General features: G+C 69.2%; 24 protein-coding genes. 13 read left to right on the forward strand and 11 right to left on the reverse strand.

The window, feature by feature from the left end:
• Positions 1–213 precede the first annotated feature (213 nt).
• Genes QSK17_RS31755 through QSK17_RS31765 form a run of 3 tightly spaced genes read right to left on the reverse strand, consistent with a single transcriptional unit; the run spans position 214 to position 3,697 of the window.
• Complete coding sequence (locus tag QSK17_RS31755) at positions 214–570, reverse strand: UBP-type zinc finger domain-containing protein (protein WP_285709435.1); 357 nt, start codon at positions 568–570, stop codon at positions 214–216.
• Positions 567–2,024: an ATP-binding protein gene (locus QSK17_RS31760; protein ID WP_285709438.1), complete on the reverse strand. Its 1,458-nt coding sequence runs from the start codon at positions 2,022–2,024 to the stop codon at positions 567–569. The genes QSK17_RS31755 and QSK17_RS31760 overlap by 4 nt, the downstream gene beginning before the upstream one ends.
• The gene (locus tag QSK17_RS31765; protein ID WP_285709441.1) at positions 2,021–3,697 is read right to left on the reverse strand and encodes an NAD(P)/FAD-dependent oxidoreductase; all 1,677 of its coding nucleotides are present in this window, start codon (positions 3,695–3,697) and stop codon (positions 2,021–2,023) included. The genes QSK17_RS31760 and QSK17_RS31765 overlap by 4 nt, the downstream gene beginning before the upstream one ends.
• Before the next feature lie 173 nt (positions 3,698–3,870).
• On the opposite strand from QSK17_RS31765, the gene QSK17_RS31770 reads away from it, so the two are divergent.
• The 6 genes from QSK17_RS31770 to QSK17_RS31795 all read left to right on the forward strand — a co-directional run bounded on the left by QSK17_RS31770 (position 3,871) and on the right by QSK17_RS31795 (position 8,803).
• Positions 3,871–4,467, forward strand: a complete 597-nt coding sequence (locus tag QSK17_RS31770) for a LacI family DNA-binding transcriptional regulator (protein WP_285709444.1) — start codon at positions 3,871–3,873, stop codon at positions 4,465–4,467.
• A gap of 132 nt (positions 4,468–4,599) precedes the next feature.
• The gene (locus QSK17_RS31775) at positions 4,600–5,583 is read left to right on the forward strand and encodes a pirin family protein (protein WP_285709446.1); all 984 of its coding nucleotides are present in this window, start codon (positions 4,600–4,602) and stop codon (positions 5,581–5,583) included.
• Positions 5,580–5,894 carry a tetratricopeptide repeat protein gene (locus QSK17_RS31780; RefSeq protein WP_285709448.1) on the forward strand — a complete coding sequence of 105 codons (315 nt, stop codon included), beginning with the start codon at positions 5,580–5,582 and terminating at the stop codon, positions 5,892–5,894. Before QSK17_RS31775 ends, QSK17_RS31780 begins: the two co-directional genes overlap by 4 nt.
• A 56-nt stretch (positions 5,895–5,950) precedes the next feature.
• The gene (locus QSK17_RS36495) at positions 5,951–6,166 is read left to right on the forward strand and encodes a hypothetical protein (RefSeq protein ID WP_502889333.1); all 216 of its coding nucleotides are present in this window, start codon (positions 5,951–5,953) and stop codon (positions 6,164–6,166) included.
• 270 nt (positions 6,167–6,436) lie between these two features.
• Positions 6,437–7,675 carry an MFS transporter gene (locus QSK17_RS31790; RefSeq protein WP_285709449.1) on the forward strand — a complete coding sequence of 413 codons (1,239 nt, stop codon included), beginning with the start codon at positions 6,437–6,439 and terminating at the stop codon, positions 7,673–7,675.
• 273 nt (positions 7,676–7,948) lie between these two features.
• Positions 7,949–8,803 (forward strand): LysR family transcriptional regulator, encoded by an 855-nt coding sequence (locus tag QSK17_RS31795; RefSeq protein WP_285709452.1) that lies wholly within the window; start codon positions 7,949–7,951, stop codon positions 8,801–8,803.
• A 56-nt stretch (positions 8,804–8,859) separates the two neighbouring features.
• Here QSK17_RS31795 and QSK17_RS31800 read toward each other — a convergent pair whose 3' ends face one another.
• Positions 8,860–10,044: a low temperature requirement protein A gene (locus QSK17_RS31800; RefSeq protein ID WP_285709454.1), complete on the reverse strand. Its 1,185-nt coding sequence runs from the start codon at positions 10,042–10,044 to the stop codon at positions 8,860–8,862.
• A gap of 122 nt (positions 10,045–10,166) precedes the next feature.
• Between QSK17_RS31800 and QSK17_RS31805 the strand changes: the two genes are divergently transcribed.
• Entirely contained in the window at positions 10,167–10,418 is a 252-nt protein-coding gene (locus QSK17_RS31805; protein WP_285709456.1) for a hypothetical protein, read from the forward strand.
• A complete protein-coding gene (locus QSK17_RS31810) occupies positions 10,418–10,780 on the forward strand; it encodes a hypothetical protein (protein ID WP_285709459.1) in 363 nt (120 codons plus the stop codon). Before QSK17_RS31805 ends, QSK17_RS31810 begins: the two co-directional genes overlap by 1 nt.
• Before the next feature lie 19 nt (positions 10,781–10,799).
• On the opposite strand, the gene QSK17_RS31815 is transcribed toward QSK17_RS31810, so the two are convergent.
• From QSK17_RS31815 to QSK17_RS31825, 3 genes are all read right to left on the reverse strand, one after another.
• Entirely contained in the window at positions 10,800–11,420 is a 621-nt protein-coding gene (locus tag QSK17_RS31815; protein WP_285709462.1) for a class I SAM-dependent methyltransferase, read from the reverse strand.
• Positions 11,417–11,896, reverse strand: a complete 480-nt coding sequence (locus tag QSK17_RS31820; protein ID WP_285709465.1) for a MarR family winged helix-turn-helix transcriptional regulator — start codon at positions 11,894–11,896, stop codon at positions 11,417–11,419. The genes QSK17_RS31815 and QSK17_RS31820 overlap by 4 nt, the downstream gene beginning before the upstream one ends.
• Before the next feature lie 375 nt (positions 11,897–12,271).
• Entirely contained in the window at positions 12,272–13,879 is a 1,608-nt protein-coding gene (locus tag QSK17_RS31825) for an ABC-F family ATP-binding cassette domain-containing protein (RefSeq protein WP_285709466.1), read from the reverse strand.
• 809 nt (positions 13,880–14,688) lie between these two features.
• Here QSK17_RS31825 and QSK17_RS36330 point away from each other — a divergent pair.
• Positions 14,689–14,793, forward strand: a complete 105-nt coding sequence (locus QSK17_RS36330) for a GNAT family protein (RefSeq protein WP_352231881.1) — start codon at positions 14,689–14,691, stop codon at positions 14,791–14,793.
• Between the two features lie 79 nt (positions 14,794–14,872).
• On the opposite strand, the gene QSK17_RS31830 is transcribed toward QSK17_RS36330, so the two are convergent.
• From QSK17_RS31830 to QSK17_RS31840, 3 genes are all read right to left on the reverse strand, one after another.
• Positions 14,873–17,044 carry an HAD-IC family P-type ATPase gene (locus QSK17_RS31830; RefSeq protein ID WP_285709481.1) on the reverse strand — a complete coding sequence of 724 codons (2,172 nt, stop codon included), beginning with the start codon at positions 17,042–17,044 and terminating at the stop codon, positions 14,873–14,875.
• 396 nt (positions 17,045–17,440) lie between these two features.
• Complete coding sequence (locus QSK17_RS31835; RefSeq protein ID WP_502889332.1) at positions 17,441–18,100, reverse strand: CatB-related O-acetyltransferase; 660 nt, start codon at positions 18,098–18,100, stop codon at positions 17,441–17,443.
• A gap of 27 nt (positions 18,101–18,127) precedes the next feature.
• Positions 18,128–18,277 carry an ATP-binding cassette domain-containing protein gene (locus tag QSK17_RS31840; RefSeq protein ID WP_285709470.1) on the reverse strand — a complete coding sequence of 50 codons (150 nt, stop codon included), beginning with the start codon at positions 18,275–18,277 and terminating at the stop codon, positions 18,128–18,130.
• Between the two features lie 118 nt (positions 18,278–18,395).
• Here QSK17_RS31840 and QSK17_RS31845 point away from each other — a divergent pair, with 118 nt between their 5' ends.
• The 4 genes from QSK17_RS31845 to QSK17_RS31860 all read left to right on the forward strand — a co-directional run bounded on the left by QSK17_RS31845 (position 18,396) and on the right by QSK17_RS31860 (position 22,362).
• Entirely contained in the window at positions 18,396–19,034 is a 639-nt protein-coding gene (locus QSK17_RS31845) for a TetR/AcrR family transcriptional regulator (RefSeq protein ID WP_352231880.1), read from the forward strand.
• Between the two features lie 87 nt (positions 19,035–19,121).
• Positions 19,122–19,814, forward strand: coding sequence for a TetR/AcrR family transcriptional regulator (locus QSK17_RS31850; protein WP_285709471.1), 693 nt, complete (start codon positions 19,122–19,124; stop codon positions 19,812–19,814).
• 17 nt (positions 19,815–19,831) lie between these two features.
• Positions 19,832–20,755, forward strand: a complete 924-nt coding sequence (locus tag QSK17_RS31855; RefSeq protein WP_285709473.1) for an ABC transporter ATP-binding protein — start codon at positions 19,832–19,834, stop codon at positions 20,753–20,755.
• Positions 20,752–22,362 carry an ABC transporter permease gene (locus QSK17_RS31860; protein ID WP_285709476.1) on the forward strand — a complete coding sequence of 537 codons (1,611 nt, stop codon included), beginning with the start codon at positions 20,752–20,754 and terminating at the stop codon, positions 22,360–22,362. The genes QSK17_RS31855 and QSK17_RS31860 overlap by 4 nt, the downstream gene beginning before the upstream one ends.
• A gap of 35 nt (positions 22,363–22,397) precedes the next feature.
• On the opposite strand, the gene QSK17_RS31865 is transcribed toward QSK17_RS31860, so the two are convergent.
• On the reverse strand, positions 22,398–22,988 hold a 591-nt coding region (locus QSK17_RS31865; RefSeq protein ID WP_285709477.1), incomplete at its 5' end, for an RNA-guided endonuclease InsQ/TnpB family protein.

The following is a 22,988-nucleotide window of genomic DNA, read 5'->3' on the forward strand; positions in this document are numbered from 1 at the left end:
TCACTGTCGCCGATCCGCGCACGGCCGCGCGCAGAGTCCCCTCCTGGCCACGGCTCACCGATGGTTGCGGTATGTGCTGGTACGCGTGCGCGTGGTATTCGTGCCCAGGCCGAGGGCGAGAATGCGCCTCAGTCCGTCCGTTCGAGGGTGCCTATCGTCGTCGGCCGGAGTGCCAACCCCGCCGGGCACCGCAGGTCGGGCGCAGTAGCTCGGTCACCCGCCACTCAGGCGTTCGGCCCAGTCGGCGGGCACCCGCCCGGCGGGCCCGGGGACGGGCTGGTCGACGGGGCGGCTCTCCGGCGGCGCCAACGCGGGCCCGGATTCGTAGAACTCCGAGGTGGTGTAGTCCCAGAACCACTCCTCGCCCGGTTCGAAACTGCGGATCACCGGGTGTCCCGTCTCCTTGGCGTGCGCCGTGGCGTGTTTGGACGGCGAGTCGTCGCAGCAGCCTATGTGGCCGCAGAGGGCGCAACGCCGCAGGTGCACCCACCATCCGCCGGTCGCGTCGCACTCGACGCAGCCGGTGCCGCTCGGTGGAACGGCGGGGTCGATCGCTTGCTCGGGACTCATGGCAACTCCTCGGAGGTGTCCGGGTCGGCGGGAGACAGCGGGAGGCGGACCTGGAAACGGGTGTCGCAGGGCACGGACTCGACCCGCAGGTCGCCGCCGTGCCGGCCGACGACGATGCGCCAGGAGATGTCCAGGCCCAGCCCGGTGCCCTCGCCGACGGGTTTGGTCGTGAAGAAGGGGTCGAAGATGCGGTCGCGGATCTCGGGAGGCACGCCGGGGCCGGTGTCGCCGATCTCGACCAGCAGGCGGTCGCCGTCCCGTGCGGTGCGGACGGTCAGTGTGCCGTCTGCGTCCGTGCCGCCCATGGCGGAGAGCGCGTTGTCGACGAGGTTGGTCCACACCTGGTTGAGCTCGCCGGGGCACGCCGGAATCTCGGGCAGCGTGCGGTCGTAGTCCTTGACGACACTGACGCGCGCCCCGATCTTCTGCGAGAGCATGACCAGCGTACTGTCGAGCAGGTCGTGTACGTCGGTGTGCTGGTATGGCGCGCGGTCGAGTTGCGCGTAGTGCTTCGCCGCGTCGACCAGGGCGGAGATGCGGGTGGTCGAGTCCTCGATCTCGCTGAGGAGGAGTTCGGTCTCGACGGTGCAGTTCAGCCAGCGTACGGCCGCGTCGAGCACGTCCGGGGGCACGGCCGCGGCGATCCGGTCCAGCCAGGGGATATCGAGACCGGCCTGCACGAACGTCGGCGCGAGCTGCCATCCGTTGGCGATGCCGTGTTCGTCCAGCCAGTCTGTCAGGACGTCCTCCCGGTCCGAGGCCTCCAGTGGGCTGAGGGCGGGGGCCCGTGCGGCGAGTTCGGCGGTGTCTTCCTGAATCCTGGTCAGCGCGTCGACGCTGTCCCGCCGGATCGGGTCGGCCGCGATGTCGCCGAGCCCGTGACGCATTCCGGCCACCCGCTCCCGGAGTTCGGCGGTGGCCCGCACCGCGGCGGCGGCCGGGTTGTTGAGCTCGTGTGTGAGCCCGGCCGTCAGCGACCCGAGGGCCAGCAGGCGCTCGCGCTGGCCGATCGCCTGCTGGGTGTTCTTGGTCCCGAAGAACAGCCCCTCCAGCAGATGGACGGCCATGGGGAACCAGTCGCGCATGATCTCCGCGAAGGTCTCCGCGGGCAGGACGAAGAACCGGGAGGGCTCGGTGACCCGCATCGAGTTGTTGTAGACCTGTGGCACCTGGTCGCCCAGGTACGCCTGGAAGGCCCCGGCGTACACGCCGCGCATGGAGGTGCGGTTGACGTCCACGTCTTCACCGCCGACGCGGCGTGAGAGCACCACCGTGCCCTCGAAGAGGACGTACAGGTACGCGGCCGAGTCGCCCTCCCGGTAGACCGTGCCCGGGTCGGACCACTCCACCCGGCCGTCCCGGCACAGCCGGGCGAGCTGGTTGTCGGAGAGCTTCTCGAAAAGGAACAGGGAGCGCAGCTCTTCCTCGTCGCAGTGCGTTCCGGGTCGGGTCATGACTGCTCCAGATAGCGGTGCACGAGCATGACGGCCATGGCCCCCTCGCCGACCGCGGAGGCGACCCGTTTGGCGGACTCGGCCCGCACGTCGCCCGCCGCGAACACGCCCGGCACGCTGGTCTCCAGGTGGTATGGCGGCCGGTCCAACGTCCATCCGGCGGGCGGGCGCCCGTCCGGCGACAGGTCGGGACCGGTCAGGACGAACCCGTGCGGATCCCTGAGCACCGTGCCGTCCAGCCAGTCGGTCAACGGCGCGGCCCCGATGAACACGAACATCCACTGGGTCTCCACGGTCTCGGTCTCTCCGCTCACCGTGTTGCGCAGCGTCAGCTTCTCCAGATGCTCCGTACCGTGAACGGCCTCCACGACGGTGTCGGTGCGCACCGAGATCACCGGGGACTCCATGACCCGCTGGAGAAGGTAGTGCGACATCGAGGCGGCCGGCGATGACCCGCGCACCACCAGGGTGACGGACTTGGCACTCCGGGCAAGGAACATCGCGGCCTGGCCGGCCGAGTTCGCCCCGCCGACGATGTACACGTCCTGCCCCTGGCACGCGGGAGCCTCGGTCAGGGCTGCTCCGTAGTACACCCCGCACCCGGTCAACTCGGTGGCGCCCGGCACGTCCAACTGCCGGTACGAAACGCCCGTCGCCAGGATCACGCAGTGCGCGGAGACCTCGGAACCGTCCGAGAACCGGAGTGTGCGCGCCGCGCCCCGCACCTCCAACCCGGTGACCTGGCGCGCCGTCAGCAGCTCGGCCCCGAACTTCGTCGCCTGACGCCGCGCCCGGTCGGTGAGCTGCGCCCCGGAAACCCCGTCGGGGAAACCGAGGTAGTTCTCGATGCGTGAGCTCTGACCTGCCTGGCCGCCGGTCGCCTCGCGCTCCACCAGGACCGTCCGCAGCCCTTCAGAGGCTCCGTACACGGCCGAGCCCAGGCCGGCCGGTCCGCCACCAACGATGACGAGGTCGTAGAAGTCGGCCGCCGGAGTCGTCGACAGCCCCACCCGGCCCGCCAGTTCACGCTCCTCGGGCTCCACGAGCGCGGTGCCGTCCGGGGTGACCACCAGCGGCAGCCGAAGCCCGTCCTGGCCCGCGGCGTGGAGCAGTCGCCGGCCTTCCGGTTCGTCGGCCGAGTACCAGCGGTAGGGAACCTGGTTGCGGGCCAGGAACTCCCGGATCTGCGAGGAGCGTGCCGACCAGCGGTGACCGACCACTTTGGTGGTGGGCGTCTCCTTGCCGTCGGTGACCCGCCAGGACTCCAGCAGGTCGTCCAGCACCGGATAGAGCTTCTCCTCCGGCGGGGCCCACGGCTTGAGCAGGTAGTGATCGAGGTCGACGACGTTGATGGCGTCGATCGCGGCGCCGGTGTCGGCATAGGCGGTGAGCAGCACGCGCCGGGCGCCGGGGAACAGGTCGAGGGCCTGCTCCAGGAACTCGACGCCGTTCATCCGCGGCATGCGGTAGTCGGCCAGGAGCACCGCGACGTGGCTGCCCCGCAATTTCAGCTCACGCAGAGCCTCCAGCGCCGACTCACCGGACTCGGCGCGGACCACGCGGTACCGGTCGCCGTAGCGGCGGCGCAGGTCGCGGGCGACGGCGCGGGACACCGCCGGGTCGTCGTCCACGGTCAGGATGACCGTACGCGATGCGTCGACGGCCTCCGCCATGTTTCACCTCCGGGACTTGTCAGCTCACGGCACGCCCGCGCCGCGGACCACCTGGCCGACTTTATTCGGTCGGTGGAGCACGACAGCGCGCAAGGCACTGTCGACTCCGACGGTGGTCGTACCCACCCACTTCCGCCGGGCACCACGATCCACTCCCTCGGCGCCGTGTTCGCATGGTGCTGGTCAACCGCAGAGTCGAGGACCTGGAGACCCCCTACGTCACGGCCGACGATGTCACCGGGGTGACGCTGGCCGTCGAACACCTGGCCAGGCTGGGGCACACCCGCATCGCCCACCTTTCCGGGCCGCAGACCACCTCGACCGGAGTGGCCAGAGCGCGGGCCTTCCGCCACGCCGTACGCGACCGGGGCCTGGAGGACGATCCGTCACTCGTCGTGGAATGCGCGCGCTGGAGCGAGGCCGACGGCGCCCACGCGCTGCGCCTGCTGCTGGACAGGGGGGCACGGTTCACGGCGGTCGTCGCGGGCAACGACCTCATCGCGCTGGGCTGCTACGACGTGTTCGCCGAGCGCGGCATCTCGTGCCCGGAGGACATGAGCGTGGTGGGCTTCAACGACATGCCCTTCCTGGACAAGCTCCGCCCCGCGCTGACCTCGGTCCGCATACCACACCACGGCATCGGCGTGGAGGCGGCGCACACACTGCTCGAGTGCATCGAGGAGCCCGCGCGGCCCCCGCGCTCGCTGCTGCTTCCTGTGTCCCTGGTCGTCCGCGACTCCACGGCGCGTGCGAACGAGCGCCGGCTGTGAGCGGAGGGCGTCACCGCTCTCCGACCTGCGCTTCGACTGAGGCGCTGAGCAGCGTGAGTTCGTGGAATTTCTCTCACGCCAGAACTGTTCCGCAAGTTGAATGTTTAACATTCAACCAAACTTGGAGGGACCATGCCCGCCATCACCGCCAACACGCTGACGCTGCCCCGCGTGGTCGTGCCCGATCCCGCCGCGGCCGTCCAGCGCCCGGTCCGGTCGGTGACCACCGCGCCCAGCGCCTTCGAGGGGGAGGGCTTCCCCGTACGGCGTGCGTTCGCCGGGGTCTCCTTCGCCGACCTGGACCCGTTCATCCACATGGACCAGATGGGCGAGGTCGAGTACGCGCCCGGCGAGCCCAAGGGCACGGCCTGGCACCCGCACCGCGGCTTCGAGACCGTCACCTACATCATCGACGGGATCTTCGACCACCAGGACTCCAACGGCGGCGGCGGCACGATCACAGACGGCGACACCCAGTGGATGACCGCCGGCTCCGGGCTGCTGCACATCGAGAAGCCGCCGGAGCACCTGGTGGTGTCCGGCGGGCTGTTCCACGGGATCCAGCTGTGGGTCAACCTGCCGCGGGCGCACAAGTTCCACCCGCCGCGCTACCAGGACATCCGCGGTGGCGAGGCCACGCTGCTCGCCTCGGCCGACGGCGGCGCGCTGCTGCGGGTGATCGCCGGCGAGCTGGACGGTCACCAGGGGCCCGGGATCACGTTCACCCCGATCACGATGGTGCACGCCACCGTCAGCCCGGGCGCGACGCTGGACATACCGTGGAATCCCGCCTTCAACGCACTTGCCTACGTACTGGCAGGCCAGGGCTCTGTGGGTGCCGGGCACGCGCCCATCCGCAAGGGGCAGCTGGCCCTCTTCGGACCCGGCGGGGCGCTCACGCTGGCCGCGGACCCGCGGCAGCCGCAGGCCGAGCCGAACCTGGAGGTGCTGCTGCTCGGCGGGCAGCCGATCCGCGAGCCCGTCGTGCATTACGGGCCCTTCGTGATGAACACACGCGCCGAGATCCTGCAGGCGATGGAGGACTACCAGGCCGGCCGCCTGGGCGTCGTCCCCGCCAAGCGGATGCCGCACACCGACGGAAAGGAGCGGCCATGACCGCGACCCTGGCCGAGGAGTTCGCTCGCGGCCGGATGTTCTTCGAGCTCAAGGACTACATCGGCGCCGCCCGCATCCTGGCACCGGTGGTCGCCGCCGAGCCGGGCAACGTGGCGGCCCGCCTGCTGCTGGCCCGCGCCTACTACCACTCCGCCCAGCTGCGCGGAGCCGAGGCAGAGCTGCGTGCCGTCATCGAGCGTGATCCCACAGAGGAGTACGCCCACCTGCTGCTGGGCCGTACCCTCCAGCGGGCCAACCGGCACGCGGAGGCGGAGACCCACCTTCGGTTGCACGCGGCCATGACCGGATGATCGATGGCGCCCCTGGCCGGCGCGGCCGGCCAGGGGCGCACTGAGCGCACGCTCGAGTGCTCACCTCGGACACGCCGACCTTGATCGCCTCGGCTTGCGCGCTGTCGCCGGCGATCGGGCGCAGCTGGTGGGAGTCGGTGCGGATCATGTCCGCGGCCTCACCGATCTGCTCGGCGATCATCGCGTGCAGCCGGGCCATCCCCGCCACGCCCTCGGGCAGGCGGGCGTTGGCCAACCGGCGGCCGGATGCGTCCATCACCTCCACATCGTGATGCGCCTCGGCCCAGTCATCCCCGACGAACAGTCGCAACAGCTCTCCCCACTCAGAACACGATCACAAGCAGCAGCCCGCGGGAGAACCATCAGCGACCTAATCCCCATGGACGAACGAGCCGAGGACGCGCGCCGACGGCGGCGATCTCCCATCGAGATAACCGACATCTCGAACCATCGCCGTGAGTGGGGAAGCGGCGAGCGTCGTCGAGCGCTTGTGCCCCGTGAAAGCACCGAGCAAGGTGCCCCTTCCTACGAAGAAGGTCTCCGTGTCCAAGTCATCCGCACTTCGCATTCCGCGCCGGAAGACCGTCGGTGCAGAGCCCGCTCACGGTGTACCGGGCTGGCTGATCGCCCTGCTGGCCGTCGCCACCGGTACGACGGTCGCCAACCTCTACTACGCGCAGCCTCTGCTCTCGTCGCTGCGCGACGTCTTCCACATCAGCACCGCGACCGCGGGCGCGTTGATCACCCTCACCCAGGTCGGCTACGTGATCGGCATGCTCTTCCTGGTCCCCCTCGGTGACCGGCTGGAGAAGCGCGGCCTGATCACCGCACTGCTGACGATCACCACCCTCGCCCTGGTCGCGGCCGGTCTCGCGACCGGCTTCCCCATGCTGCTGGCCGCCTCCATGATCAGCGGCGCCACGTCGGTCGTCGCCCAGATCCTGGTCCCTTTCGCCGCGAGCCTGGCCCCTGACCACGCACGCGGCCGCATTGTCGGTCGGGTGATGAGCGGCCTGCTCACCGGTGTTCTGCTGTCCCGCACGCTCAGCAGCCTGGTCTCCGACATCGCGGGCTGGCGCGTCGTCTACCTCGGCTCCGCCGTCCTGATGGCCGTCCTGGCCATGGCGCTGCGGGCTGCGCTGCCCCAGCACGCGCGCACCACGTCCGTGCCGTACCACCATGTGCTGCGCTCCACGGTGACGCTGGTGCGCACACACCCGGAGTTGCTGCGCCGCGGCCTGTACCAGGCGGCGATGTTCGGCGCCTTCAGCGCTTTCTGGACCACTGTCTCCTACGTCCTCACCGGCCCCCACTTCCACTACTCCCCCGTCGGCGTCGGCGTGTTCGCGCTCGTCGGAGCCGCCGGTGCGGCCATCGCCCCGCTCGCCGGCCACTGGGCCGACCGCAGACTGACCCGGCCCATGACCGGCGCCGCGCTCGCCGTCGCCGCGCTGGCTTTCGCCGTCGCGGGCCTCGGTCAGCGCAGCATCGTGCTGATCGCCCTGGCCGCCATCGTCCTCGACATGGCCGTCCAGACCACCCTCATCCTCGGCCAGCACACCATCTACCAGCTCGATCCCAACGCCCGAGCCCGCCTCAACAGCGCCTTCATCGCCACCTTCTTCCTCGGCGGCGCCCTCGGGTCCGAGCTCGGCTCGATCGCCTACCACGCCGGCGGCTGGGGCGCGGTCAGTGTCCTCGGCGCGGCCCTGCCGGTCCTGGCACTGCTCTACTGGGTCACTGAGCACCGGGGCACTGGCCGACGCCCGCCCCGGAGGTGACAGCGGTGCGCTCCTGGCCATCACCGCATGCACCCCTGGACGACTCACCCCCGGCCTCCCCGCCTAGCGTCGCTCGCGTCTGGATAACACGCCGCTGTCTCGCAGATGATCCGTACCAGGGAACCTGCAGACCTGGTTCTCGGCGGAGCACCTCGTCGACGCTCACCTTGGTTCGACCGGGGCCGTGAGCGCCTCGTCCGCCTACGATGCAGTGAAGATCGTCGCCCTGGACGGGCGCTGTGGCACTGGGAGCGGATGATGGACCTGCGGCAGATGGAAGTTGTCGTCGCGGTGGCTGAGGCGGGTGGGTTCACAGCGGCGGCGAGGCGTCTGCACGTGGTCCAGTCCGCCGTCTCCGGGACGGTCCGCGCCCTTGAACGCGAGTTCGGCACTCCCCTGTTCACCCGGACCACACACCGCGTGTCGCTGACACCGGCCGGTGAAGCATTCGTACCCGCGGCACGAGCGGCGCTGCGCGCCGCCGAACTGGCGCGCGAGGCGGTCAATGCGGCCAAGGGAGAACTGCGCGGCCGGGTGACCGTCGGCACGATGCAGGGTGTCTGGGCGGGACTGCACCACGCGCTGGCCGCGCTCCGGGCGGAGCACCCGGGAGTGGTGGTCCAGCTGCGCCAGGCCGCGGTGGCCGACATTCGGCAGGCCCTGCGCGAGGGCACCGTCGATCTGGCGGTGGTGGCGCTCGACCGTCAGCAGCAGCGGGGGCTCGTGACCCGGCTGCTGTCCCGCGAGGACATGGTCCTGGTGGCTTCACCGCAGCGGGACCTCATCGCGAGAACCGCTGAGGGCAGGGTCGAACTGGCCGAGGTCGCCCGGCTGCCCCTGGTGGACTTCACCCCCGGCTGGGCGATCCGCCACGCCGTCGACCTGGCCTTTCGCGCCGCCGGTGTCGACCGCAGCACGACCTTCGAAGTCAACGACATCGTGGCCGCGTCCGAGCTGGTCCGCAACAACCTGGGCGTCTGCATCATGCCGCCGTCTATCGCGAACCACTTCCCCGACCTGCCGACGTACCGGTTCGCCCGGCACGCACCCAGCTGGAGGGTGATGGTGGTACGGCCCCCGGGCGAGCCGCCCGCGGCGGTCGCTGCATTGCTGCGGCACATCGCCTGAACCACCCTTGCCGAGAGGACCCGCCGAAAACCTCACTCCAGCCGCGTGGTCATCCGCTATGACGACGCATCGCCACGCGGGCCCCGAACCGCACCGGTCGCGATCGTAACGGCGACCAACAGCACGCAGGCAGCCGCGATCGCCGCGACCACGGCGGCCACACCGATCGAGGGTGTCGCGAGTGGCAGCGACACGATGACGGTGACGCAGGCCAGGACCGCGACGGGATGGGTGATCGGCTGTGCGACGACAAGCGCGTTCACCGCCCAAATCAGGGTGAGGAACACACCGACCGGGATGGCGACCGCGTAGCCGAGTGCCAACGACGGTGCCTGCACCCCGTGCCCGCTCTGCTCCACCGCCACTTCGAGCCCGGCGCCCAAGGCCGCCAAGGCCGCGAAGATGCCGTAGTGGCCGTATCCCCACAGGAACGACCGATGACGGCGGTCACCGAGACCTTCCCCGGGCTCCACGAGGAAGTAGAGCCACCAAAGAGCGAACAGCAGGACGAGGCCGGAGACGGCGATGACGACGAAGGGGCCGCTGATCCGGCCCGTTTCGAGCGCTCCCGCAACTCCCCTGCTCGCGGCCAGGACACTCTCACCGAGCAGAATGATCGTGAACAGACCGTAGCGTTCGGCGATGTGGTGCGGGTGCCAGTTCGTACGCCTGACCCGTTCCGCCCACCGTGGCACCGCCAGTTCCAAGACGACCAGGCAGATGAAGGACGGCAGCCCGAAGGACGTGTGCAGGACACCCGTCTCCTGCAGGACGAGGCGAAGTAGCCATCCCACCTGTACAAGGCTGATGCCGACGGCGTAACGCAGCGCGGTGCGGCGGCTCGCCGGATCTTCCAGGCCGGCCCGCAGCCATTGGACCACCAGCGCCATCCTCATGATGAGGTAGCCCAGCGTGACGACACCGTAGTCGGAGTGACGGGCCGCGGCGGGCACACCGGCAGCCAGGACCAGCACGCCGGCCATCTGCACCATGGTCAGCAGCCGGTAGGCGACGTCGTCGGTGTCGTAGGACGAGGCGAACCACGTGAAGTTCATCCACGCCCACCAGATCGCGAAGAACACCTGGAGGAAGGGGATCGAACCGGTGAGGCCATGACCGTCGGCGATGGCGTGCGCGAACTGGGCGGTGGCGCTGGCGACCGCGACGACGAAGGTGAGGTCGAACAGGAGCTCGAGCTGGCTGGAGACACGGTGCGGCTCGTCGGTGGGGCGAGCGCTCATCCGGACTCGGATCCGGATCGTGGTGCCGGTTGGTGGCAAGGTTCCGCTCCTGTCGCTCCGGGAGTCCGATCCATCTGAAAGACAGGACAGCAATCTATGACAGTGCGGCGCCAAGACCGCCTGTGTGCGCGACGTTGGTCGAGGTCGAGGGCGCCCCGCACGGCCTGCTGTGGACCCACACCACCGAGGCCAACCAGGCCCTGCTCGACTTCATCAAGTGGACAGTAAGGACACACGATGACACAGCCCACCCGGCGTCAGCCCATCGGCGCCGCCCTCGCCGCCTCCACATCCTGCCCGCCGCCTCCACCAAGACGCAGGGCGCGGCCAAGTCCAGGCGAAGCGAGGCGCGGCCGCCAACGCCTTCGCTCTGATGTTGGAAGACATGCGCGGCCAGGAAGTGCTGCCGATCGGCCGTTCCGGCACCGCGCACAATGTCGTCGAGGGCGACCTGACGGTCCAACTGCGCAACCTCGAACGCCAGGCAGGTCTTGCGCCGCACCCTATGACCGCACCCGGATTTCATGCCCGCGCCCTGGCGATGCTGCGTGAGCAGGCCGCCCTACCCCCAAGGGGGTCACGCCCGGCTGGCTCGAACCGCTGCTCACCTACCCGGCCGTCTGGACGTGTCGTTGCGGTCGATCCAGGGGGCCGTCGCACGAGCGGTGACTCGTTCGAGGTGGCTTATCTCGATGTCGCAGGGGAGGTCCGCCGTCCGCTGACCGAGTGTTCGTGAGGCCACGGGTCCGTTCGGGTCAATGGGGCTTACGGGCGTTGACGCGTTCGATTGCGCCCATGGTCAGGCGCTCGGTCTCCTCGATGGTGGCACCGAGGCCGCGCAGGGTGGTGACGGGGCGGCGGGTGTAGTGCTCGCCCTGCAGGGGGACGCTGATCAGGTCCACGGCGTGCTGGAGTGCACGCAGTGGCCAGAAGGACGCTGCGACGTGGTCGGCTAGCAGCAGGCGTCCCCCGGGCCGCAGCACGCGGAGCGCCTCGATGAGAGCGGCGCGTTCGTCGGGGATGCAGCACAGGGCGAAGGTGCTGACGACGGTGTCGAAGGTCCCCGCGGGGAAGGGCAGCGCGGTCGCGTCGGCTTGGTGGAGCCTGACGGCCCGGTGGACCCGGTCTGCCTGCCGGCGTGCGGCCTGGACCATGGCGGGGCTCCAGTCGATGCCGGTCAGGTCGACGTCGTCGGGGTAGTGGCGGAGGTTGGCGCCGGTGCCGATGGCGATCTCCAGAGTGGTGCCGCGGGCCCGGCCGCAGACCCAGCGGCGGCTGTCCGCTAAGAACCGGCGTTCGGCCCCGGCCAATCTTCTGTCGTAGGTGGCTGCTTGCCGGTCCCAGTAGTCGACGAGTGCTCCAGATGACCGGTTCATGGTGCTGAGACTCTCGGTGTGTGGGCGCCGTGAGCTGGGGAGGCGTCGAGGATCTGAGCGAGAGCGGACTTGATGTCCTGGAGGCGGTCGGGTCCGACGATGGCACCCCAGCGGGCCTCCATGTCGGCGAAGTAGGTGGCGCTGATCTCGGCGGCATGGATCCCACGGTCGGCGTAGATGACGACACGGCCCCGGCCATCGGTCGGGTCAGGGACACGTCGCACGTAGTCGCGTTGTTCCAGGTAGCCCACGAGTTCGCTCATCGCCTGAGGGGTCATCCCGGCTCGGCGGGCCAGCGTGGTGGGCCGGGTGCCGTCACAGTCCATGAACCGGAACACGTTCAGGCAGTGGGTGGGTCGCAGATCCTCGTGTCCGGCCTCGACAAGGTGGTGGTAGAGCTCGTCGAGGATCAGATCGAACGCCTGATTGATGAGCTGCGGCAGGAACAGCGCCGCACTTGTAGGTTCTTCGGCCACCTTATAAACCTGCCTTCTAAGGCTTCCTGAATACTTGTAGCGTAGCCCAAAGACGGGTGCCACCGGTCGGGTCGCCCCGGACGTCTCAGTCCGGGGCTCCCACGGATCCGTGCGTAACAATCTCTCGTTACACGGCTCTCGTCGTTCTGGTCACCAGACTGTCGGGACCGTGTTCACCCAGACCCAGTGGGCGACGAATCTCGGCCGCGACTTCACGACCGTCTCCACTGGGCTTGGGCATTCTTACGGCCCCGCAGCCGCTTGTACTTGTTGCGCGACCACCGCATCAGGTAGGCGTTGATGCGGGCCAGGAGGGGATACAGCGCGGAGCGGTAGAACGCTCCTTAACGCCTCATCGCGCTCGATCCAAGACCATCAGATGTTCAGGTCTCGGCGTCGATGCATACGGCCGTCCCTGCCGAGCTCGATGAGAGTGTCGACTCCAATCCGCTCGAGGAACGCGAAGTCGTGGCTGACGACGAGAAGGGCCCCGCGGTACGCATCGAGGGCCTCCGCGAGCTGCTCGACGCTGGCGATATCGAGATTGTTGGTGGGCTCATCCAGGACCAGCAGCTGAGCCGGCGGCTCCGACAAGAGGAGTCGCGCGAGGGAGACGCGGAACCGCTCGCCGCCGGATAGCGTACGCACCGGACGATCGGCGCTGTCGCCCCGCAGAAGAAGCCGGGCGAGCTGGTTGCGGATCGTGCCTGCTGGCGTCCCAGGGGCGACCGACTGCACATTCGCCATCGCGCTCGCATCGTCGTCGAGCCCGTCGAGACGCTGCGGGAGGTAGCCGACGAGCTCGGTCAGGAGACGCCCATGCGGCCGATCGGGCGCGGGAGCCGTGCCGCGGATGAGCTGCTCGATCAAAGTCGACTTTCCGGTGCCGTTCGCCCCGGCAAGCGCGACCCGCTCCGGCCCTTGGATCACGAAGGTGCGGTCCTGGTCATGCAGCTCCGCGAGGCGCCTTCCGCGCGGAACGTCGGGATCAGGCAGGACGAGGGTGATGCGCTCCTCTTCGCGTACGCGAGCGTCCGCGGCGTCGACTGCGGCTTGGGCCGCCTGGACCTTGTTGTCGAGCGTGGAGCGCATCGAGCCCGCGGACGCCTGGGCCTTGCTGGCGCGGTTGCCCGCCAGGATCTTCGGGATGCCGCCGTCCCTCTGGGTCTTCTTCGCAGTGCGCTCCCTGCGCGCCAGCTTCGTCTCTGCCTCGACGCGCTGCCGCTTCTCGACCTTGAGCGCTTGCTGGGCCGACCGCGCGGCTTGGACCGCCGCCGCCTGCTCTTGCTCCTGGTGTTCCTTCCAGGCGCTGTAAGGGCCGCCGAAGGTGTCGAGGGTGCCGCCGTAGAGCTCGGTGGTGTTCTCCATGTGCTCCAGCAGTTCGAGGTCGTGGCTGACCACGACGAGGGTCCCCGGCCAGTTGTCGACGAAGTCGGCGAGCTTGGCGCGGGTAGGCCGGTCGAGGTTGTTCGTGGGCTCGTCGAGCAGGGTGATCGGAGTGCGGCGGATACGCAGCCCGGTGATAGCGATGAGCATCGCCTCTCCGCCGGAGACCTCGGCCACGCGGCGGTCGAGGTCTCCGGCGGTGAATCCGATCTGGTGTAGGGCTTCGTCGGCGCGGGACTCGATGTCCCAGTCATTGCCGATCGTGTCGAAGTGGCGCTCGTCGACGTCCCCGGACTCGATGGCCCTCATCGCGGCGATGATCTCATCGATCCCGAGGAGCTCGGCGATCGTCGCCTCTTGCCGGAGCGTGAGCGTCTGAGGCAGGTAGCCGACTTCGCCGATGGAGTCGATCTGGCCGGCGGTCGGCTGCAGGATGCCTGCGATCAGCCGCAGCAGCGTCGACTTCCCGGCACCGTTGCGCCCGATCAAGCCGGTGCGGCCGGTGCTGAAGGTGCCGTTGACGCCCGAGAGCGCAACGGTGCCGTCTGGCCATTCGAAGGTCAGATCGCGGAATGTGATGGCGGACTTTGTGGACATGGGTGGTCTTTCTCTTCTTTCTTCCCGTCAGCTGCGGAGGGGCGTGACGGGGATCAGTTCGGTGTTGACGGAGCAGCGATCGTGGGGTCCGCCGCGAGGTATTTGGCGTGGAGCTGACCGCAAGCGGCATCAATGCCGGTGCCGAACTGCCGTCGCCTCGTCGCCTCGTCGCGTGCACGCCGCGCACGGTTAGCCCGCGCACGACGTGCGGTGCTGCATGGCCATGGCCTTTCGTGAGTGGTCGAATGCCAACGGAACTGGCGGGACAACCGACCACGGGCCGTGAGTCACTGCGGCGAGAGATTCGATCAGGGCTGCCGGGGCACCATCTGCGTGCGGCGCTGGGCCGCTGCCCGAGTGCTGGGCGATGGATGGATGGGCACGGGGAGGATCGAAGTCGCGCGCGTTCGGAGGCACAAACCGGGGACCGAGGTCGGTGCGGTGCGAACGTGCCGGCAAATTTCACGCAGAGGTGTCAACGCCTCGGACGGGCGGACTCACGCTGCTGCGCTAGGAGAACGGTCTTTCACCAGCGTGGGCATCGCCCACACGGATGAAAGCCACCGGCAGTTCGGTGGCTAGATTCTGTCGACCTCAATCTCCATGGCACCTATCGTAACAAGGATCTCCTATGAGTTCGAACCCATGTCCCTTGGATCCGCTCTCTCTGCGAGTACTGGAGCCGTCGGATGGCGGATACACACGGACAGCCCCCCGATGAAGGGAACTTGGTGAAGCATCGACGCCGCCCACCATCCCCCACCCAGAGATTGGTCTTCCGGGAGATGACGGTTGACGATCTCGATGACATGGCGAAGCTCTTGGGCGACCCAGAGGTCATGCGGTACTACCCGAGGCCGTACACCCATGACGAGCTCGTCGATCTCGTCGCGTCTCAGCGCGTTCATCCGTGAGGTGCCGACGTAGTACTGCCGGATGAGACCGGCCTCGCAAAGGATCCGCTGCAAGATCGTGGTCACCGTCGCGCACTGATCATCGGGTTGCTCCCAAGGGCGGCGTGAGTTTGACGGCGAGGCTGATGACCGCGGCCCCGACGGCGGCGATGCCGATGGCGATCAGCTCGTTGGAGGGGCCGTCGGTGTCGAAGGCGAAGAAGTCCCGGACGAACGGGACTGCGAGCGCGAGTACGAAAAGCCCCGCCATGGCCGCGACGAGGCCGATCCGCCAAGCTGTCATCGGGCGTACGACCAGCATGAGCACCCACCAACTGACCAGGAACAGGGTGATGACGGCAGAGGTGCGGTCCTGCTCCAGAGTGGAGGCGGGGATGTGCGCGGCCCAGAAGGACAGGAGCACCGCGGCCGCGCACGCGACTCCCGCGGGTACGGCGAAGCGCAGCACCCGGGACACGAACCCCGGTTCGGCTCGCTGGATGGTGGGCGCCAGCGCGAGGAAGAAGGCGGGGACGCCGATGGTGAGCGCGTTGACCAGGGTGGAGTGCCGCGGCGCGAAGGGGAAGGCTAGCCCGATCACGCCGGTGAGCAGCGACAGCGTGATCGCGTAGAAGGTCTTGGTGAGGAACAGGTTGGAGACGCGCTCGATGTTGGCCAGCACCCTGCGTCCTTCGCCCACCAGGTAAGGGAGAGTGGCGAAGCGGTTCTCCAGGAGGACCACCTGGGCGACCGCCTTGGTGGCGGGGCTGCCCGCGCCCATCGCGATGCCGAGGTCGGCGTCCTTGAGCGCGAGTACGTCGTTGACCCCGTCGCCGGTCATCGCCACCACGTGGCCGCGCGACTGGAGCGCGCCGACGAACATCCGCTTCTGCTGGGGGGTGACCCGTCCGAAGACGGTGTTGGCGTCGAGGATCTCGGCGATCTTGTCGGGGTCGTCCTCGGGGAGGGTGCGCGAGTCAACCGCCTTGTCACCCCCCGGGATGCCGAGGGCGGTAGCGATGGCGGAGACGGCCCGCGGGTTGTCGCCGGAGATGACCTTGACGGTGACGCCCTGCTTGGCGAAGTACGCCAGGGTTTCCTGGGCGTCGGGGCGCAGGCGCTGCGTGAGCGTGACGAGCGCGACGGCCTCCCCGCCCTGCCCGTCCAGGCCGGGGGCGCGACAGAGCGCGAGCACGCGGGCACCGGTGGAGGCGAGGGCGCTCGCCTCGGCATGCGCGGGGCTGCCAGGGTCGATGAGGACGTCCGGAGCGCCGAGGATCCACACCCCGTGGCCGTCGAAGTCCGCGCCGCTCCACTTCCGGGCGGAGGAGAACGGCACCCGGTCCCTGGCCGTCCAGCCGGGCGGTGCGGAGGGGTAGCGGGCCTGGATGGCCTGAGCCGTGGGGTTGGGGCGCGGGTCGGCGTTGGCGAGGGCGGCGAGAGCGTCCTCGACAGGCTCGCCGTCACGCAGCGGCAGCACCTCGCCGAGGTCCATCCCGCCTGCGGTGAGGGTGCCGGTCTTGTCCAGGCACAGGACGTCCACCCTGGCCAGGCCCTCGATGGCGGGGAGCTCCTGCACCAGGCACTTGCGGCGGCCCAGGCGGACGACGCCGACGGCGAAGGCGATGCTGGTCATCAGCACGAGCCCTTCCGGGATCATGGTGACGATGCCGGCCACGGCGCCGGTGATCGCGGTGCCGAAGTCGGCGTGGTGGCTGACCTGGCTGTAGATCAGCAGCGCGCCGATGGGGACGACCAGCCAGGTGATGTACTTGATGAAGCGGGTGACGCCGTCGCGCAGCTCCGAGCTGGCCAGGGCGAACTTGCTGGCCTCGGCGGTCAGGCGGGCAGCGTAGGCGTCCTCGCCGACCTTGGTGGCGGTGAACGCGCCCGAGCCCGCGACGACGAAGCTGCCCGACAGCACCCGGTCGCCCGGCTCCTTGTGCATGGGGTCGGCCTCGCCGTTCAGCAGCGACTCGTCGACCTCCAGCCCCTCGGACGCGACGACCTCGCCGTCCACCAGCAGCCGGTCGCCTGGCCCGAGCAGGATGAGGTCGCCGAGCACGATGTCGCGCGGCTCGATCTCCCGCTCCGCGCCGTCCCTACGTACTCTGACCGGGGCCTCGTTGACCACGGCAAGGCGGTCGAGAGTGCGTTTCGCGCGGAGCTCCTGCACGATGCCGATCAGTGAGTTGGCCACGATGACCAGGCCGAACAGGCCGTCCTTCCACTCTCCGAAGATCATGATGAGCAGCCACAGGATGGCGATCACCAAGTTGAACAGGGTGAGGACGTTGGCTCTGACGATCGCGCCAAAGGATCTGCTCGACCTGCGCGGTACGTCGTTGCGTTTCGATACAGCCACTTGCGCTGACGTGAGCCCGTCCACTCGTTTCCCCCACAAAGCCCCTGAATCCTGCGGATGTACCGGCTAAGAGATTGCCAGGTCGCCGGGTGGCCGGTTCACCGGGGTTGCGGAACACCGTACGGGGTGCGTTGGCCTGTGCCGTGGAGCATGGCGGTCGGGTCCGCGCCCGCCCGGTCATCGACCACGTGTTCGCCTTCGACGAGGCTCGCGACGCCTACCGCTACTACGCACCGTCGGTGGTGATGGCGTGCGGTCGGTCGACGCGGCCGGCCACGCCAGACTCGTCGACGGACACATGGGTCAGAGAGCCTTTTCCCGTCCGTGTTCGGTGGCGATGCGGACGATGTCGGCCGGGGTGCCGGCCATGATGGTGCGGGCGTGCTCGGTCACCAGGTCGACCGGCCAGTGCCACCAGGCGGCCCGCAGCAGCCCTTCGATGTCGGCGTCGTCGAATCGTCGGCGGATGGTCCTCGCCGGGTTTCCGCCGACGATCGTGTAGGGCGGGACGTCGGCGGTGACCACGGCGCCGGCCGCGATGATGGCGCCGTCGCCGATCCGCACGCCGGGCATGATGGTGGCCTGGTAGCCGAACCAGACGTCGTTGCCGACGACGGTGTCGCCGCGGCTGGGCATGCCGGTGACGATGTCGAGGGTGCGCTCGGTCCACTCGCCGCCGAACATGGTGAACGGGAAGGTGGACACGCCCATTGTGGGGTGGTCGGCGCCGGCCATCAGGAAGCGGGTGCCTGAGGCGATCGCGCAGTACTTGCCGATGATCAGCCGTTCCGGGCCGTAGGCGTAGAGGACGTTGCGGTGCTCGAAGCCGGTCGCGCCGTCGGGATCGTCGTAGTAGGTGTACTCACCCACCGCGATCGTCGGCGAGCTGACCAGCGGTTTGAGGAAGACCACCCGTTCGTGCGCCGGCAGCGGATGGACGGTCATCGGGTCAGGTATCAACAGCAAATCCTTCCAAATCAGAAATATGCCTCAGGTGAGGAGGTCGGCCAGGCCGCACCATTGGGAGGCATCCGCCAGGATGCGCGAAAGGGTGGACTTGCCCGAGCCGCTCTCGCTGACGATGCCCACCCGCTCATCAGGGTCGATCACCGGCGACAGGTTGCCGAGGATTCGCCGCACGCCACCGGGCTTGGTGGCTCCGCGCAAAGAAAGCCTGGGTGGTCAGATCGAGCTCCAATCGCAACTACTGTAGCTTTAAGCTAGTGCGCAGTGAAAATTAATGCAACTGGAGTTGTCTTTGGAGAGCCTCAAGCGCCCCGGCGGGCGCAGCGCCCGGGTTCGTGACGCGGTACTGCAGGCGACCCTGGCCGAGCTGGCCGAGCGCGGATACGGCGGGATGACCGTCGAGGGCGTCGCGGCTCGCTCAGGCGTGCACAAGACCACCGTCTACCGGCGGTGGCGCAGCGTCGAAGGGCTGATCGCCGATGCCCTGGAGATGGCTCGCGAGGAGCCCTGGCCCATTCCTGACACCGGCTCCGTCCGGGAGGACCTTCGTGGGGTCGTGGCCCTCGTTCGCACGGGGTTCGCCGACCCTTCGGCGGGGCCGGTCGCTTCGGCCTTCGTCGCCGCGGCCATGCAGAGCGCGGATGCCGCTGTCGCCTTGCGAGAGTTCCTGACCGCACGGCACCGGCAGGCGGCTGTGGTGGTACGGCGGGCCGTGGAACGGGGTGAGCTGCCCTCCGGCATCGACGCCCAGGAGGTGATCCGGGTGGCGGTTGCGCCGGTCTACTACCGGTTGTTCGTCACGCACGAACCGGTGAGCGCGCAGGATATGGAGCGCGCTGCGGACGCCGCGCTGGCGGCCGCGCGTACGGGGGTGTTGCAAGCCGCTCCCCATGACGACCATGACGACATGTCGCAGGAGCCGCCCGGCTGAGCGTTCCAGCACGGGCTTTCAACGCACACTGGACGGCTACTACACGTGCGTGTAGCGTACTTTTCACAGGGATAGTTCACTACATGCATGGATAAGAGCAGGCTTGCCGTGGTGATGACCGGACCGGATCCCGAGGACCTCACCGCTCGCGCCCGGATCAGAGACGCGGCGTTGCTGCATTTCGGCGAGCACGGGTTCGAGCGGGCGACCATCCGCGGGATCGCCGAGACCGCCGGGGTGTCCTCGGGGCTGGTGCGCCACCACTTCGGTTCCAAGCAAGCGCTGCGCGAGGCGTGCGACGCCCACTTGGTAAAGCTGATCAGCAGGCTCAACGACCAGGTCCGGGCTCATCCGACCACGGGCGATGTGAACTACGTGGCCGCCGCCCGGGCCGCGATCGGGCCGTACCAGCGGTATCTGGCGCGCGCCCTGGCCGAGGGCGGCGCCGCACCGCTGTTCGACGCGATGGTCCAGATGAGCGAGCAGTGGCTCGCCGAGGCCGACAAGAACCGTCCCGACATTCCCGACGTCGACCGCACAACCCGGGCTGCGGTAGGCACCGCGATGGCGCTGGCCATCACGGTCCTGCACAAGCACGTATCCCGGGTCACGGGCGTCGAGGTGCTCAGCCCGGAGGGAGACCTGCTGCTCGCCCGCACGCTGATCGACCTCTACTCCCACCCCATGCTCAGCCTGGAGGACGCCGCCTCGATTCGGGCCGCCCTCGACAAGCTCCAGAGCACATCCCCCCAAATGGACCGCGGGGGCACACCCCCGTAAATCCGAGGAGCATCGCGATGACTGACGCCATATCGGTGGCAGGGTTAGTCAAATCATTCGGCTCGACAAAAGCGCTGGACGGTCTCGATCTCGTCGTACGCACCGGTGAGGTGCACGGCTTCCTGGGGCCGAACGGCGCGGGCAAGAGCACCACGATCCGGGTCCTGCTGGGCCTGTTGCGCGCGGACGCGGGCACCGCCCGGTTGCTCGGCGGCGACCCGTGGGCGGACGCGACCGCGCTGCATCGCCGGCTGGCCTATGTGCCCGGCGACGTCACACTGTGGCCCAACCTCTCCGGCGGCGAGGTGATCGACCTGCTCGGCCGGATGCGGGGCGGGCTGGACAAACGCCGCCGTGACGACCTGCTGGACCGCTTCGACCTGGACCCCCGGAAGAAGGGACGCGCCTACTCCAAGGGCAACCGGCAGAAGGTGGCCCTGGTCGCCGCGCTGGCCTCCGACGTGGAGCTGCTGCTGCTCGACGAGCCGACCTCGGGCCTGGACCCCCTGATGGAGGAGGTGTTCCGCGACACGATCCGGGAGGAACAGCGCCGCGGCGATCGGACCGTGCTGCTGTCCAGCCACATCCTCGCCGAGGTCGAGGCGTTGTGCGACCGTCTCACCATCATCCGCGACGGCCGAGCCGTCGAGACCGGTACCCTCGCCGACCTGCGCCACCTGACCCGCACCTCCATCCAGGCCGAGCTGGCGGGCCCGCCGGACGGGCTGGCCGACCTGCCCGGCGTGCACGACCTGCGCACGGAGAACGGACACGTGCGCTTCGACGTCGACACGGCCGCACTGGACTCGGCACTGCGGCACCTCACCGCGGTGGGGGTGCGCACCCTCGTCAGCCGGCCGCCCACCCTCGAGGAGCTGTTCCTGCGGCACTACCACCGGAACGGCACGGCCGCCGAGAACGACGCGCAGGTATCGCGATGAACGAGCTCACCGGCACCGGCAAGCTGATCCGGCTGATCCTCCGGCGGGACAGGTTCCTGCTGCCGCTCTGGGTCCTGCCGCTCGGCGTCATTCCCATCTCCTACGTCGCCGCCATCAACGGGCTCTTCCCGACGCCCGCGGGACGGCAGTTGTACGCCACCGCCAGCGCGCACAACGCCGGCTTCGTTGCGCTCTACGGCCCCCTCAACGGCTCCAGCCTCGGCGAGCTGGTCGCCTGGCGAGCGGGGTTCATCCCCCTCGTGATCGGACTGTTCAGCATCCTCACCGTCATCCGGCACACCCGAACCGAGGAAGAGGCGGGCCGCCGCGAACTGCTCGGCTCCACCGTGACCGGCCGGCACGCCGGCCTGGCGGCGGCGCTGGTCACGACTTTCGGCGCCAACCTCATCCTCGGCACGATCCTCGCCCTGGGCATGATCGGCCAAGACCTGCCGACCGCCGGCTCATGGGCCTTCGGCGTGGAGTTCGCCGCCAGCGGTTGGATGTTCGCCGCGGTCGCGGCCGTGGCGGCACAACTGACCAGCGGCGCGGGCGGCGCGCGGGGGATCGCGATCGTCACCCTCGGCGCGGCCTATGTCCTCCGGGTCGTCGGCGACATCAGCGGTCTGACCGACGGCCCGCTGTCCGGGCTCTCCTGGCTGTCCCCGATCGGCTGGGTGCAGCGGATCAGTCCCTATGGCGACGACCAGTGGTGGATCATCGCGCCGGCCGCCGGCTTCACCGCGGTGTTCGCACTGGTGGCCGTCGCGCTCTCCGTACGGCGCGATGTCGGCGCCGGGATTCTCCCTCCGAGGCTCGGCCCCGCGTGGGGAGCCCCTCGGCTGCGCTCGCCGCTGGCGCTGGCCTGGCGGCTGCACCGCGGCCTGCTCGCCGGCTGGATCGCGGGGTTCGTAGTCCTCGGTGTGGTGCTGGGCTATCTCGCCGCGGGCGTCGGGGATCTGGTGCGCGACAACCAGCAGATGCGGGACATCTTCGCTCGCCTCGGCGGCGCGGAAGGACTCATCGACAACTATCTCGCCGGCATGATGGGGCTGTTCGGCCTGATCGCGGCGGGCTACGCCATCCAGGCCGGCCTCAGACTGCGTAACGAGGAGACCGGCGGGCGCGCCGAGCCGGTGCTGGGCGCCGCGGTCGGGCGGTTCCATTGGGCGGGCAGCCATCTGGTCTTCTCGCTGCTGGGCCCGGCCGCCGTCCTGGCCGCCGCCGGGCTGGCCATGGGGCTGACCCATGGGCTGAACACCAGTGACATCGGCCATGAGCTGCCGCGGGTCCTGGCAGGCGCGATGGTGCAACTGCCCGCGGTCTGGGTCCTGGCCGCGATCACGATCGCGCTTTTCGGCCTACTGCCCCGGCTCACGGCCGTCAGTTGGGGCGCGCTGGCGATCTGCGCGCTGTTCGGCCTGGTCGGCACTGCGCTGGGGTTCGACGAATGGGTCCTGGACATCTCGCCGTTCACCCACCTCCCCCGGCTTCCCGGCGGGCAGTTCAGCGCGGCACCGCTCGTGTGGTTGTCGGCCGTCGCCGTAGCCTTGATCGCCGCCGGGCTCGTCGGCCTCCGCCGCTGCAGGGACCTGCCCATCACCTAGTGACTCCTCCGCTCCCTGAAGGGAGCGGCTTCTCGCTAAGCCGCTTCCGCAGCATCGCGAAGGGCAAGCCCTGCCCTGAGAATGTTGATCGCCGCGTTGACGTCGGCGTGCGCGGTATGCCCGCACGACACGCACCGGAACTCGGCTTGGGTGAGGCGGTTCTCCTTCGCGCAGTGCCCGCACCGGGCACACGTACGGGAGGTGTTGGCAGGGTTCACTGCGATCAGCTCTCGACCGGCGCTTTCAGCCTTGTGCGCGAGGACCGTCAGGAACACCCGCCAACCCGCATCCAGAATCGAACGGTTCAGCCCGGACTTGGCGGACCCGCCGTTGGGCAGATAGCCGCCCTCGCCGTCCGGTCTCGGGGCGGCCCGCCTGGTCATGTTGGTGATCTTCAACGCCTCGTGCACGATCACGTCATAGCCGCGGACCAGCGCATTGGCAGCCTTGTGCGCGTCGTCCAACCGCTGACGGCGGACCTTGGCGTGCAGCGCGGCGGCCCGTGCCACGGCCTTGCGGCGGCGCTTGCTGCCCCGCTTCTTGCGGGCGAGATCCCGCTGGGCAGCCGCGAGCCGGTCAGCGGAGGCGGCCAGGTGGCGCGGGTTATCTACGGGGTCGCCGTCGCT

Origin of the sequence: Microtetraspora sp. NBRC 16547, from assembly GCF_030268965.1 — a bacterium.
Lineage (GTDB): Bacteria > Actinomycetota > Actinomycetes > Streptosporangiales > Streptosporangiaceae > Microtetraspora.